The organism is Luteolibacter arcticus (genome assembly GCF_025950235.1).
GTDB lineage: Bacteria > Verrucomicrobiota > Verrucomicrobiia > Verrucomicrobiales > Akkermansiaceae > Haloferula > Haloferula arctica.
In genome coordinates, this window is sequence record NZ_JAPDDT010000002.1 from 15,503 (window position 1) to 28,579 (window position 13,077).

At 62.7% G+C, this 13,077-nt stretch carries 10 protein-coding genes; 5 read left to right on the forward strand and 5 right to left on the reverse strand.

All coding sequences use genetic code 11. The annotated features are described in order from the left end of the window. Window positions 1-170: 170 nt before the first annotated feature. Window positions 171-1,217, reverse strand: a complete 1,047-nt coding sequence (locus OKA05_RS04870; protein WP_264485982.1) for a glycoside hydrolase family 43 protein — start codon at window positions 1,215-1,217, stop codon at window positions 171-173. A gap of 95 nt (window positions 1,218-1,312) precedes the next feature. Here OKA05_RS04870 and OKA05_RS04875 point away from each other — a divergent pair, with 95 nt between their 5' ends. Then, a complete protein-coding gene (locus tag OKA05_RS04875) occupies window positions 1,313-1,852 on the forward strand; it encodes a hypothetical protein (RefSeq protein WP_264485983.1) in 540 nt (179 codons plus the stop codon). Between the two features lie 52 nt (window positions 1,853-1,904). Here the strand turns inward: OKA05_RS04875 and OKA05_RS04880 are convergent, their stop codons facing one another. Next, entirely contained in the window at window positions 1,905-2,372 is a 468-nt protein-coding gene (locus OKA05_RS04880) for a hypothetical protein (protein ID WP_264485984.1), read from the reverse strand. A 111-nt stretch (window positions 2,373-2,483) separates the two neighbouring features. On the opposite strand from OKA05_RS04880, the gene OKA05_RS04885 reads away from it, so the two are divergent. The 4 genes from OKA05_RS04885 (at window position 2,484) to OKA05_RS04900 (ending at window position 5,458) form a co-directional block, all read left to right on the forward strand. Continuing rightward, the gene (locus tag OKA05_RS04885) at window positions 2,484-3,011 is read left to right on the forward strand and encodes an SRPBCC family protein (RefSeq protein WP_264485985.1); all 528 of its coding nucleotides are present in this window, start codon (window positions 2,484-2,486) and stop codon (window positions 3,009-3,011) included. Further along, window positions 3,011-3,352, forward strand: a complete 342-nt coding sequence (locus tag OKA05_RS04890; RefSeq protein WP_264485986.1) for an ArsR/SmtB family transcription factor — start codon at window positions 3,011-3,013, stop codon at window positions 3,350-3,352. Before OKA05_RS04885 ends, OKA05_RS04890 begins: the two co-directional genes overlap by 1 nt. An 83-nt stretch (window positions 3,353-3,435) precedes the next feature. Then, window positions 3,436-5,058 carry a family 43 glycosylhydrolase gene (locus OKA05_RS04895; RefSeq protein WP_264485987.1) on the forward strand — a complete coding sequence of 541 codons (1,623 nt, stop codon included), beginning with the start codon at window positions 3,436-3,438 and terminating at the stop codon, window positions 5,056-5,058. A 94-nt stretch (window positions 5,059-5,152) separates the two neighbouring features. Then, window positions 5,153-5,458 carry a hypothetical protein gene (locus OKA05_RS04900; protein ID WP_264485988.1) on the forward strand — a complete coding sequence of 102 codons (306 nt, stop codon included), beginning with the start codon at window positions 5,153-5,155 and terminating at the stop codon, window positions 5,456-5,458. A gap of 48 nt (window positions 5,459-5,506) precedes the next feature. Here the strand turns inward: OKA05_RS04900 and OKA05_RS04905 are convergent, their stop codons facing one another. The 3 genes from OKA05_RS04905 to OKA05_RS04915 are packed head-to-tail and all read right to left on the reverse strand — an operon-like array spanning window position 5,507 to window position 13,068. Continuing rightward, on the reverse strand, window positions 5,507-10,588 hold the full coding sequence (locus OKA05_RS04905) for a DNA repair ATPase (protein ID WP_264485989.1): 5,082 nt from the start codon (window positions 10,586-10,588) through the stop codon (window positions 5,507-5,509). Between the two features lie 21 nt (window positions 10,589-10,609). Continuing rightward, window positions 10,610-10,960: a hypothetical protein gene (locus tag OKA05_RS04910; RefSeq protein WP_264485990.1), complete on the reverse strand. Its 351-nt coding sequence runs from the start codon at window positions 10,958-10,960 to the stop codon at window positions 10,610-10,612. 35 nt (window positions 10,961-10,995) lie between these two features. Next, window positions 10,996-13,068, reverse strand: coding sequence for a flotillin family protein (locus tag OKA05_RS04915; RefSeq protein ID WP_264485991.1), 2,073 nt, complete (start codon window positions 13,066-13,068; stop codon window positions 10,996-10,998). Window positions 13,069-13,077: the final 9 nt, after the last annotated feature.

The window sequence follows — 13,077 nt, forward strand, 5'->3', positions numbered from 1 at the left end:
TTTACCTCGGATTTGGGACTCTCCGTCAGATTTACGGGTCTTCTCTTCTTCAGCGCCAACGGCGCGGCCAGCCCTCAGCCCCGCCCAGCGGGAGGGGTCTCCGGCACGGGGAGGGAGGGCGGCCTGAAAGGTCGCGAGACGTGGGAGGCCCGCATCGTCATCGGGGAGAATCACTTCACACTGGCCGGTGCGCCGAACTGCTTCCTCAGCCGCTCCGCCTCGTCTGCCTTGAGCTTGAAGGCGCTGCCATGCCGGGCATCCGGAGGGAACTTCACGTCTTCCACCACCTTCCACTCCTTCAGGTCGGGAGACGAGGATGCGCCGAAGCGATTGGTCATGCAGTAGTCGTAGAGCAGCAGCCAGCCGGGCCCGCTCGGGTCGGGCATCACCGAGCAGCCCTCGGTGATCGTGGGAACGATCTGCCCCCGGTTGAGCGGGCCTTGATGGATTTCGTAAGGCCCCTCGATGTTGTTAGAGTAGGCGAGCCGGATGGCTCGGCGCTCACCGGTGCGCTCGCCGAACTCCTCCTCCTTGTGGAAAAGATAGAAGGTGCCGTCGACTTCCCGCAGCGTGCCATCGATGACCGAGTAGTCGGGATCGAACAACACCTTCGCCGGTGTGAACGATTTCCAATCCTTGGTCCGGCAAAACCACAGCCGGCTGTCTTTCCATCCCGCGTCCTCGAAGCTCGAAGACCAGAATACGAAGAACTCACCACTCTTTGGATCGATGAACCATTCCGGTGCCCAGATATTGCCCGGCTTCTTTCCGTCCGGACCGCTGACGCCCTCCATCAGCGGCAGCGATTCGACCGTGTCCCAGTGGATCAGGTCGCGCGAGGTGGCGTGCACACACACCGGCCGCTTTCCGTTCCGCGGATCCTTGGCGGCGCGCCCGGTGCCCATGAGATGCCAGATGCCGTCGGGCGCGCGTTGGATGAAGGGATCACGGAGCTGTTGATCCCACACCGGTTTGTTCCCGGCCAGCGGCGTCCAGTTCCGCCCATCGGTGCTCAGCGCGAAGTGCAGCTTCTCGACGCTCATCGGATCGGCCAAGGGCACGTCCCGGATTCTCCCATCCGCATCGATCTCGACGCGGGTCGGATAGCGCTGCCGGAAATACGCCAGCGCCCAGACGTCGCCCTTCGCTTCATCCTTGTCTTCAGCACGGGTATCGCCGGCCAGCAAGGCCGCGGCGAGGAGCAGTAGCCTTGGCATCCATCTCATCGACCTGACTTGTAAGGCGTAATCGGAAGAAGTGAACGGCTTTTTCACACATGACAGGGCAGCCCGGATGAGGTTCGCTCCTTGAAATGGCGCGATACCTGAAACTAAGCCAACGCCCGCTTTGGGGCGACTACGGGGACGTCTTGATTTCCGGTGAAGCGGAGTTGGATGACGATCGATTTCTCCTCACCCGCACGATCCCTTTCGTGCCTCCGGTCTTTTTCCCGCTGGTGCCCGGCCATGGCAACATCTGCGTCACGTCGCGTGAAGCGGCCGGGCGGTTTGCGGAAGCCGCCCCGGTAGAGAGCACGCTCCCCGCCTTTGTCGGTATCGGATTCGCAATCGATTGGCACACTTGGGATCTCGATGCGGAAGATCCGCAGGAATATCCTGAAGACGGCGATCCGGACTCCTACTTTCTCGACGCGTCACCCGTGGTGAATCCGCCATCGGGCCGCGCGCATGAACTCGTAGCCTTGGTGCTTCCGGTTGGCAACCCAGGCGCAGGTCTCCCGGCCTTCCGGGATCATGAGGATGTGAGCCTTGCAGACCTATGGATCCACGAGGATCTCATCTGCATGGTCAAGGAACTCTGGGGCGATTGGATCGCGTTCGAAGCAGAGTAAGAATACAGAAAACTGGAGGTGCTGGCGATTCGCTAACCGTGACAGTGCGGGTTCAATAGACATACTCCATCTCCTCCGGGTTTCCAGTGGCTTCCCCAACGGCCGCCCGGGCCCCCTGGGCTCCCGGCAGTGCCGCTTGGAAATCACCGAACGCCTTCCGGAACGACCGCTCCGCCACCTTGTCGCGGCCGATCATCGGCACCCCGGACCCACGGCCGTGGCCCTCTGCCAAGACCGTGCGGCCTTCGCGCAGTTCGATGGTCGTGTCGGTGTTGATCGGTCCTTCGGAGATCTCGAAGTCCAACCGCAGCTCGCCCGCACCAGCGCGCACGGGCTGATAGCCCTCGCTCCGCAGCGCCCCATCCACCTCGCTCACGTAGCTGCGCTCGCGATCCGATAGCTTGGCGGGCATACCGACAGTGATCGGCCCGCTCTCCGGCGTGAACTCGGTCCGCCCCGCGCATGCCGCGAGGAAGGTGAGCGGTGCAACGATAGCCAGCGAGCGGGTGAGGATCTTCATCCCGGAAATCTAGGAACGCCTCGCTGCCATTCAAGCGTAGCCGGACGCGCAACTTTTTAGTTGCCCATTCGCAAAAATGCCTCCATTAGTCTGGCAACCCCACGGTTGCCTATGAACGACATTACCGATCGCATCGAAAAGCAGATCCTCCTCCGCTCACCTCGAACCCGCGTGTGGCGAGCCATCGCCGACAGCCGCGAATTTGGCGCGTGGTTCGGCGTCGAACTCGATGGCGACTGGGTGGCCGGCAAGCCCATCAAAGGCCGCTTCAAGGGTGAGTTCACCCAAGAGATGATCGACGAATGGCTGAAGGAACTGGGCCTGCCTCCGTCGCCCGTCGCGAAGGTTCTGCCGGAGGTCTTCTGCGTGGTGGAGGCGATCGAGCCCGAGCACCGCTTCGCCTTCCGCTGGATTCCTTACGGGATCGATGCTGGCATCGATCCGGAGACTGAGCCGAAGACCCTCGTCGAGTTCCATCTTTCCGATGAAGGCGATGGCACCCTGCTGAAGGTGGTCGAGTCCGGCTTCGACGCCGTGCCGCCCGCGCGACGCAAGCGTGCCTTCCTGATGAATACCGGCGGCTGGGAATCCCAACTGGAAAACATCGCAAAGCATCTCGCAAAAGAGAGCGCATCCTGATGCCCAAGCCCCCGCCACCCCCCTCCGATCCCCCGATCTCGCGAGTCTTCTCCGCCCTCGGAGATCCCACTCGCCTCCATCTGGTGCACCGCCTCGTCGAGCGCTCGCCCCTTTCCGTGAGCGAACTCGGCCAGGGCTTGCCGGTCACGCGACAGGGAGTCACGAAGCACCTCGAGGTCTTAGAGGAGGTCGGGCTGGTCTCCGCCCGCAAGCAGGGTCGCGAGCGCCTCTACACCTTGGAGGAAACCCCTCTCCGACAGGCCCGCGAATTCCTCGCCGCCATCTCCGCCGGCTGGGACCGCGCGCTCACTCGCCTGCGCGAGCACGTGGAGGAGGATTGAGAGGAAGCCGCGGTGCCTCCTCTTTCAAGGCAAGTAGCGATGGCTCCTTGCCTTTCACGGCGAGGTAGGAGCCATATAGGCCCGTGAATAATTGTCTGATAAAACACGTTTTCGATCTGATCTCCGGAGCAAAGTGGCCATCGCTCCTGGCTGTCACCGTTGCCGGACTGGTTCTCTACGGAGGGGCACCGAAGGCCACAGGCCAGGAGCCCGCCGCCGCGACCTACCGGAATCCGGTCATCGCCGGGGATTTCTGCGACCCCAGCGTCATCCTCGTCGGCGACACCTACTACGCCTCAGGCACTTCCTCCGAATGGGCGCCCCATTACCCGATCTATACCTCGAAGGACCTCGTCAACTGGGAGCACATCGGCCACGTCTTCGAAAAGATGCCGGACTGGACTGTCGGCAGCTTCTGGGCACCCGAGTTGTATCATCACAACGGCACCTTTTGCGTTTACTACACGGCCCGCCGGAAATCCGACAATGTCTCGGTGGTCGCCGTCGCCACGTCCGACGACCCGCGCAAGGGCTTCACCGACCGGGGCATCATCTGCGAGTGGGGTTCCGAAGCCATCGACGGCTTCGTCTTCAAGGACAACGACGGGAAGCTCTACTTTTCCTGGAAAGCCTATGGTCTGGAAAGGGACCGCCCCGTCTCCATGCTGGCCAGCGAGATGACGGACGATGCCCTGAAGCTGAAGGGCGAGGCCTTCGAACTCAAGCTGGCGGACGGCAAGCCGATCTCCGCCGAGGGCCAGGTGATGACCCGGCGGGGCGACTGGTACTATCTCTTCTACTCCTCGAAGGGCTGCTGCGGCCGCGGCTGTGACTATCAAGTCGAGGTCGCCCGCGCGAAGAGCCTCAAGGGCCCGTGGGAGAATTCCCCCGTCAATCCCATCCTCGCCGGCGGCGACGCGTGGATCTGCCCGGGCCACGGCACCTTGGTCGATCTCCCCGACAAGCGGAGCTTCTTCCTCTACCACGCCTACAATGCGAAGGAGACCGTCTACACCGGCCGTCAGGGCCTGCTCGGCGAGGTCGTCTGGCAAGACAATGGCTGGCCGGTCTTCGCAGGCGGGCGCACTCCAGTCGCTACCGCCGCCTCGCCTCTGGGCAAGCCGCAGCAGGCTTCCGGCCCAGTCGATTTCGTGGACTCGTTCGATGAATCCAAGCTGGCCCCATCATGGCAGTGGGACCTTCAACGGCCGCCCACCACGCGCCTCGCGGATGGCTTGCTTCACCTCGGCGTCACCGATGCTCCCGACGCGAGCCCCGCCGGAACCTTCCTCGGCGTCCGCGTGCAACAAGGCGACTACACCCTCACCGCCACCATCGACCCGAGCGGCCCCGCGCAAGAAGGCATCGCCATCTACGGCGAAGCGACCAGCGCCCTCGCCCTCCGCATCGAAGACAAGAGCCTGGTCCTCTCGAAGATCGAAAAAGGCGAGCCCAAGCAACTCGCCACCACCCCCCTCCCCGAAGGCCAAAAGCTCCACCTCCGCATGACCGTCCGCGAAGGCCACCTCTTCCGCTTCTCCGCGAGTGCCAACGGCAAGGACTGGAAACCCATCGGCGAGCAAGAGATCGACGGAGCCTTCATCCCCCCCTGGGACCGCGCACCGCGGGCAGGCCTCGTAGTCTCCGGCAAACCCGGTGACACCGGAACGTTCGACTCCGTCGAGCTTCGCTACGAGCGGCCGTGAACCAAGCCTTCCTTGTGCCCTTGTTGTTCAACTCCGCGAGCGACTGCGGGACAGTTGCCCGCCGGGGTCTGATCGAGTACAGAAGGATGAAGCGATGATCGTGTGCGAACATGCCCCGGGAACCAGCGGATGGTACGACGACCTCGAAGCCGAGTTGCTGAACAGTGGCGTGCCGGTCGTTACCGAAAGCTTTTTGACGCGGGAGGTGGAGCGCATCATGAAGGAGTCCGGCACTTCGATCTTACCGGACCGCGGGCGGGCCGAGAAGGCACTCCGAGCCAGCGGCCTCCTGCCGGAAGGCATGGCCTTGGAGCAGTGGATGACTGCCAAGCGCCCCTTGGCGGAATCCGCCCATCAAGATCTTTTTGAAGGGGAATCAGGTCTCCGGAAGGCGTCTTGAGGCCGCGAGGAGGGATCCGCGCCTCGAGATCATTCCATCGCCACCGTTTCACCCCTGCCTCACGTCCGGGTCGAAGGCGAGGGGTGGCTTTTCGGAGGCGTCGAGGCTTTCGATGCTGTTCCGCTCGTCCTGCACGGGCACGACCTTGATGTCCACTTGGACGGGCACGGCGCGGAGGCCTTCGATGAGGGTGCGGAGCTGACCGAGGGTCTGGTCGGCGAGCGATTGCGGGGCGGCGTAGCGTTCGCCGGCTTGTGAGATACCGTCCTTGATCGCGTCGAGGCCGTCATTGAATTGGGAGAGCTGCGCGACCACGCGGGCGACAGGGTCGTTCTCGCCGCCGGCACCGAGGAGCTTGCGCCTGTTGAACTCCTTCTTGATCTGCTCCCAGCGCGTGGCTTGCGCTTCATCGAGCAAGCCTTCCATTTCGTAGAACTTCAGCAGGTTCGCCTCGGCGGCGGTGGTGAGGTTCTGCGACTCGCTGCGGTAGTGATCGATGACGATCTGCCGGACTTCCTCCGGCGTCATGAGCGGCAGCACTTTCTCCGCGATGCGGCTCATGTTGCGGTAGGAGCCCTGCAGCTTGAAGGACGGCTCGGTGCGGTAGGCGTCCTCCTGCGCGGCGCTCTTGATGTACTGCAGGTTCACGCGCAGGATGGTGTCGCGCACGGAAAGCAGGTGCTTCACCACCGCGAGCATTTCCTCGATCTCGGCGGGCGTGTAGTTGCCCTCGAAATCGGCGCCATCGCGGCTGCCGGTTTCGGCGACGCGGATGAGCATCAGCACGTCCTTTTGCGAGCGGCTGGCGAGCTTGGACAGCGTGGCATTCGAAGTCAGCGAGTTCTCGATGTAGCTCCCCTTGAATGCCGCCTCGTGGCCGCCGAGGATGTCGCCGAGGTTGTAGGTGTCGGCGCGGTTGGCGAGCATGTCCGGGATCTGGAACTTGCCGCCGCTCTCGGTGTAAGGATTGCCCGCCATGACGACGGCGACCTTCCGACCACGAAGATCGTAGGTCCGCGCCTGGCCCTTCCACACTCCCTCGATCTTCCGCTGGGCGTCGCAGAGGCTGATGAACTTTTGCAGGAACTCGGGATCGGTGTGCTGGATGTCGTCGAGGTAGAGCATCACATTGTCGCCCATCTCCAGCGCGAGGTTGGCGCGCTCGACTTCCATGCGCGCGGAGGCATTCGGCGCTTCAGCGGGATCGAGCGAGAGCACGCGATGTCCGAGCGCGGGGCCATTGATCTTCACGAAGGTGAGGCCGAGACGATTCGCCACGTACTCCATGATGGTCGTCTTGCCATAGCCGGGCGGCGAGATGAGCAGCAGCATACCCATGCGGTCGGTGCGCGTGTTCGCACCGGCGGTGCCGAGCTGCTTGGCGAGATTGTCGCCGATCAGCGGCAGATAGACCTCATCGATCAGGCGGTTGCGGACGAAGGAACTCATCACCTTCGGCTTGAACTCATCCAGCCGCATGGCCTGCCGCTTGATGCCGGTGAGGTGCGACTTGCGCTCGGCGAGGGCGCGAAAGGCCGCGGCATCCGTGCGCTCGTGCTTCTCCAGACGATCGAGGAATTCGCTGTAGTGAATCTCCAGCGCCGCATCCGCGATCCGCGGATGGCTGGAGCGCAGGCCCTCTGCACGCAACGACAGCGGCACGGACTTCACCGCGCGTTGCTCGAAGCCGCCGCGGGCGAAATGGACCGCCGCCTCATCGATCACCGCGGACAGCAACTCGGCGGGGGTGTCTGCCAAGGCTTCCGGATGATTCGCCGCGAAGCCCGCCAGCCAGTCGCGGGCGATCTCATAGCGGACGAAGGACGGGCTTTCCTGATCGCCCAGCAGTTCCTTGAAAACACTCTCCGCCCGCTTTGCCACCAAGGCCTGGTGGAAATGCCGGCTCAACTCGGAAGCGGCGGCGGAAACGAGGAAAGGACCTCCGCTCGCGAGTTCCTCGGAAAGATAGTCGGCGACCTTGCTGGATACCACGTCGGCGAACAGTCCGTGATCGGCGCTCCATTTCCCAAACGCTTCCGCCAGGCGGCTCTTCCACGTCTCCGTCTCATCGCCACCGGCGAACAAACTACGACGTTTGCCGTAGGACGCGAATTGCCCCGCGAGCCGGTTCTTCGCAGGATCGTCCCAGGACTCCCAGAACAGCACCGCCGCCGCACGGTCGCGCGGACCGAAGCGCAGCAAGCCGGCCTCGGCATGGATGGGCAGCATCTTCTCAAGAATCTTCGCGGCGTCCTCATCGTGGATGCCCTTGGTGTAGCCCTCGGCATAACGGGGCTGCATGAAGGCCTGCACGCTCGCTAGCAAATCGCCCGATGCGCCGCCGTGGCGGAGGAACTGCCAGACGAGATACTCCACGCGGGCGACGCGCGGACTTTCGCTCGGCACTTCCAAGTCCCACGCATCGCGCGTGGCGAGGAACTCCGGATCGGTGATCGGCTCGAAGAACTTGGTTCCTGTTAGATGGAAAGCCATCGCGTCCTCATGGGGCACGATGGTCATCTCAAGCGGCTGCGTGTTGACGTTGAAGCTATTCTTGCCGAAGCGGATGACGTTCTCGCCATCGACATAGAGATCCTTCTTGTCCTTGAGCTGCCGTACGCCGTCCTCGCGCAGGGTCTTGAGGCGGGTCTGCAAGTCGTCCGCCTTGACCGAGTCGCCCAGCGCCTGGAGCTGGCCGATCAGGTCGCGGACCTTCTCGATCATTGGATCGGTCGCGAAGTACGAGTGGATCTGCTCCACCTCGCTGAAGGCGAGGACGCGGTTCCGGATGCCAGCGAGGATGCGCTCGGCGGACTTGAAGAAGGCCCCCGCCCGCTTGCCGCGGGCCTCGACGAGCTGGGTGCGACGGCCCTCGAAGGCATCGTAGATCTCCTCGCGACGGGTGGCGATCTGCTCGATGTACTCGTCGAACTCGGCGAACTTTCCTTCGAGCTCCTCGACCTGCACCATTAGGCGGGTGAGCGATTCATCGCACTTCTCCGGCGTATCGCAGAGGTCGAGGTAGTTCGCCAGCGCCTGCGACAGCAGCTTCATCTGCGCCGCGAATTGAGCCTCGCCTTCACCACGGGCGAGCTCCCGGCGCTTGTTGCGCAGCGACCCGCGGGTGCCATTGAGGCGCGCGTAGAGCGAAGAGATCCGCTCGATGATCGCGGTGGTCTGCGTCGCGTCGGCGATCTTCAAGCCACCCACAATCTCGATCAGCATCTCCAACTCGGCCGCGGCTTGGTCGAGCGCGGTCGCGACTTCATCGGCCTCGGTGACCTTCGCGATCTTCGCCAGCGCAGCCTCCTGCGTGTCGATCGACGCGGCGTAGGACTTCAGCGAATCCTCGCCTAACAGGAAATCGACGGTCCGCGCCGAAACGGCATCGGTGGTCTCGACGACCTCCTTCTCGAACGCGGCAACGACCGCGACATCGGTGTAGCGGACATCGCGCAAGGAGATGATCTCCCCTCGCAATTTGCGAAGCCCTGCGAGCTGATGGACGAAACCCTGAAGTGCATCCGGCGGCGAGGTCTGCGTCTCGCGGACCAGCTTCTCAACCGCCGTACGGACGGCCGACGTGCGCTCGGTCGCGAGTGATCGCAGCTTCTGGACTTTCTCGAATTCACCGATGGCCGTTTCACCGGCCTTCTTGATCTCGCGGACCGGTGGCGCGAGCGACTGGCACTCGACGCGGTCGAGCCAGAAGTAGGCATCGAGCAAGTCACCGGCGCGCTTGACGATGTCGAGGTAGAGCCCGGCGAAGGAGTCGTCCTTGTTCAGTAAGGTCAGCAGCTCGCGCGCCTCCGCCATGCCGCGGACCAGCTCGGGATTGCCGATCTTGTAGAGGAAGGACTCCTTGTTAGTCGCGGCGGCGGTGCTCGTCTCGTCGTCCAAGTACGGCGTCTGCCAGATCTGCAGCGCGTGATGCTTCTGCGGCTCGCCATCGCCACGGAACAGCACGAGCTGGCCATCGCCGAAGAGCGAGTAGCCGGAGCAGACGATCGGCGTTTCCACCGACTGCTGGATGCGGTTGTAGGAAAGCAGGACGTAGTCGCCCGCCGCGCGATTGTAGAAGGAGTAAAGGACGTCCTCGCCATTCGAGCTGGGAACCTTGCGCTCGAAGCGCATGTCTAACAGACCATGATCGAAGGTCTTCACCTCGCCGCTCTGCAGCAGGTAGCCATTGGCGAAGATCAGGCCGTGATCATCGGGCAGCAGCACACACGAATCACCGATGGCATCGATGCGATGCACCGTCTTGGTCTTCTCATTGAAGACCAGATGGCGATGCATGCTTTCGCGATACGGCAGAATCTTCAGGAGGATCAGCGAGCCGACGGTGGCGTAGAAGATCTCCGCGTCATCGAGCGTCTGGTCGCTCTCCGTGACGGGCTCGGAGTAGATGCCTTGGCCGCTGGCGGTGTTGTCCTCAACCTTCACCGTCAGGTCGCCGCCAACCGTTTCGACGAAGACGCGGTCCTCGATCGAAATGTGCGGGTGCATGCCGGGGCGGTGCATGCCGCGGTGGGCGCGCTGCCACTGGAACTCCTGCTGCGCGGGAAAGACGCACTCGTGATCGAAGCGATTCCCGATGTACTCAAGCGTGCCATCGCTGGAGAAGCGCCACTTGAAGGCCTTGATATCATCGATCGACTTGCCGGCCCGCATCACCAGATACAGGTGCGGGCCGATGATCATGAACTTCAGGAAGACGGCCTCGCGGTAGTACTTGAAGAGGTACGCGAAATCCTCCGCGAAGCGCGGGTCGGCCAGCACCTCCTCCACCGGGAGCGCCGTGAAGGTACGCGCCTCAATGCTGAACTCGTAGGCCGCGAAGACGTCCTTGATGTCGGTCGTCTGCTTGAGGCCGAACTGGATGTTGTAGCCGAACAGGAAGCGGCGCTTGCCGATCGCAACCAGATCGCGGGCGACACAGTTGTGCTCGGTGGACACGCGCTCGGTCGCGAGCAGCGCGGTCTCGACGCCGCCGAATACCTCCAGGCGTTCGGCATTCAGCGCATCGAGCCCGCTCCGCAGCGTGGCGGCATGCTTGTCCAGCCGGGCGCGGATGACTTCATACGCGCCGCCTTCGAGCTGGTCGGGTTTAGGGGGTTCTTCGGACATGCCTTACAGCTAAAATGTCGATCAAAATGATGCGCGATGAACGATGCGGTCGCCTTCACGATCTCGCTCGGTTTTGTGGGACTTAACGGATCTGGCAGCGAAGAAAATGGCTGAGACGGCACAGGTCCCCAGTATCGAAACGTAGGTCCAGAAGCCGCTGGGATTCATTCCAATCGTACCTTTGCTCCATTCTTTCACCTTTCCGTGGTCCACGATAGCAGATCGCCAATTCTCGTTTGCATTGGCTTGCTGCAAAGCGTCAAGGTGCGAAACCGGCACAGCTGTGGTCCATGGAGCAATGACGGTGAAGCCGTAGATGGCTACTCCCCACGACACGAGCGCAAGTAAGGTGTATTGCAGGGTCTTCTTCATGCCTCGCTTCGCTCGTTTCGTCGGCGTCTGATTTCTTACTGAAGCACCTTGCCGGCATTCTGATCGGCCAGGCCGAAGCGGTCCGCGGCACCTAACAAGCTGATGAGCTTGCTGCGGGTCTCGCCATTCGCGCTGCCCAGGAACTGCGCGAGGGCGGCGCCCACGGTGAGGTTCTTCACGTCCTCGCTGGTGACACCAAATTGGCCGGCCCACTCGCGGAGCTGTGATTTGAAGTACTCCGGATCGCCGTTGAAGAAGGTCTCCTTCACGTCTTGCAGCACTTCGCTGTTAGACACCATGCGGTCCACCGACTTGCCGCGGGAGATGGCCCCGGCGATCTGATCGAAGAACTTGCCCTCGCCACCGATGATCTCGATCTTGGCGGACTTCATTGCCTCGCCCATGACCCTGGCCTGCGCCTCGGCGATGTCCTTCTGGATGTGGATGCCGGCGAGTTCGATGGCCTTCTCCTTCTCCAGCTTGAGCTTGAACTCCTCGTGAGCCTGACCGGCTTCTTCGAGCAGCTTCATCGCGCCGGCCTTCTTGTTGATGCCTTCGGCTTCCGCTTCGTACTTCAGGCGGCTGACCTCTGCTTCGGCGGTGCCTTGCTTCTGCGCGGCATCGGCCTTCGCGACCATGATCTCGGCTTCGCCCAGGCCCGGCGCGGCGGTTTCCTTGATGGTGGCTTCGGCCAGCTGCTTCTTGGCAAACGCCAGCTTCTCGCTCGCGGATTGCTCGGCTTCGGCAGAGATGACGATCTGCTCGGCCTTAAGCTCGGCAGCCTTCTTCTCGCCTTCCGCGGCCTTGACGCGTTCGTAGAGCCCTTGGTCGGCGCGCAATTTCGCGGCTTCCTGGGTGCCCTCGGCTTCCTTGACCTTCCGGATCATTTCTTCCTGCGCCACGGCCTCAGCGAGCGTGACGGTGACCTGTTTCTGACGATCCGCGCCGGCAAAGGCCTCGGTGTCCTTGATGCGCTCCTGCTCGACCACGACGAGCTTCTCGACCGCGACGCGTTCCTTGATCACGTCCTGGATCGCCTTCTTCTCGATCTCGACGGCCTTCTCCTTCTCGATCGACTTGAGCGCGGTTACACGCTCGCGCTCGATCGACTCGAGTTCCTGGTCGCGCTTCACCCGTTCGATCTCCACCACGTCGGTGCGCTCCTTGTTGCGCTGGGCGACGAGCACCTGGCGGTCCTTGTTCTGGGTCGCGACGTCGATCTCTTCCTGCGCGGCGATGCGGGCACGCTCGGACTTCTGGCGCTCTTCCTCCTGCACCTTCTTCGTCTCCGCTTGTTCGCGGGCACGCACGCTATCGACCTCGCGCTGCTGCTTGGCCTCGGTTTCGGAAAGCTGGCGCTCCAGTTCGAGGATCGCCTCGCGGGCCTCCACGTCCTGTTGCTTGATGACCTTCTCCTTGTCGCGCTGGATGTGGTTGGCGAGCTTCGCCTGGGTCGCCGTCAGCTCGGTGATCTTCTTGATGCCCTGCGCGTCGAGGATGTTGTCCGGATCCAGCGCCTCGATCGGCGTTTGTTCCAGATAGTCGATCGCGGCATCATCGAGGACGAAGCCGTTCAGGTTGGTACCGATGATCTTGATGATCTCGTCGCGGAAGGTCTCGCGCTCTTCATACAGCTCGGTGAAATCGAAGCGCTTGCCGACCGTCTTGAGCGCTTCGGAAAACTTCGCGTCAAAGAGCGAGCGGATCTCCTCGGTGTTCGAGGCGCGTTCGCAACCCACCGACTGGGCGACACGCAGCACGTCCTCATCGGTTTGATTCACGCGGACGAAGAAGGCGACCTTGATGTCGGCGCGCATGTTGTCCTTACAGATCAGGCCGTTCTTGGCAGTGCGGTCGATCTCCACTCGCTTGAGGGAAATGTCCATGGTTTCCAGGCGCTCCAGCACCGGGATCACGGTGAAGCCGTTGAAGGATACCTTGGTGCCGCGGACGCCGGTCTTGATGAGTGCCTGGCCGCGCTGGGCCTTGCGATAGAACATCGAGAACAGCACGCTGCCGCCGATCACGAAGACGAGGACGAGGCCGATCATCATCGCGATGACGGGTAACTCGATGGCTGCGATGTGGGTGGGGATTATCGGATTCATGGTCGGGTG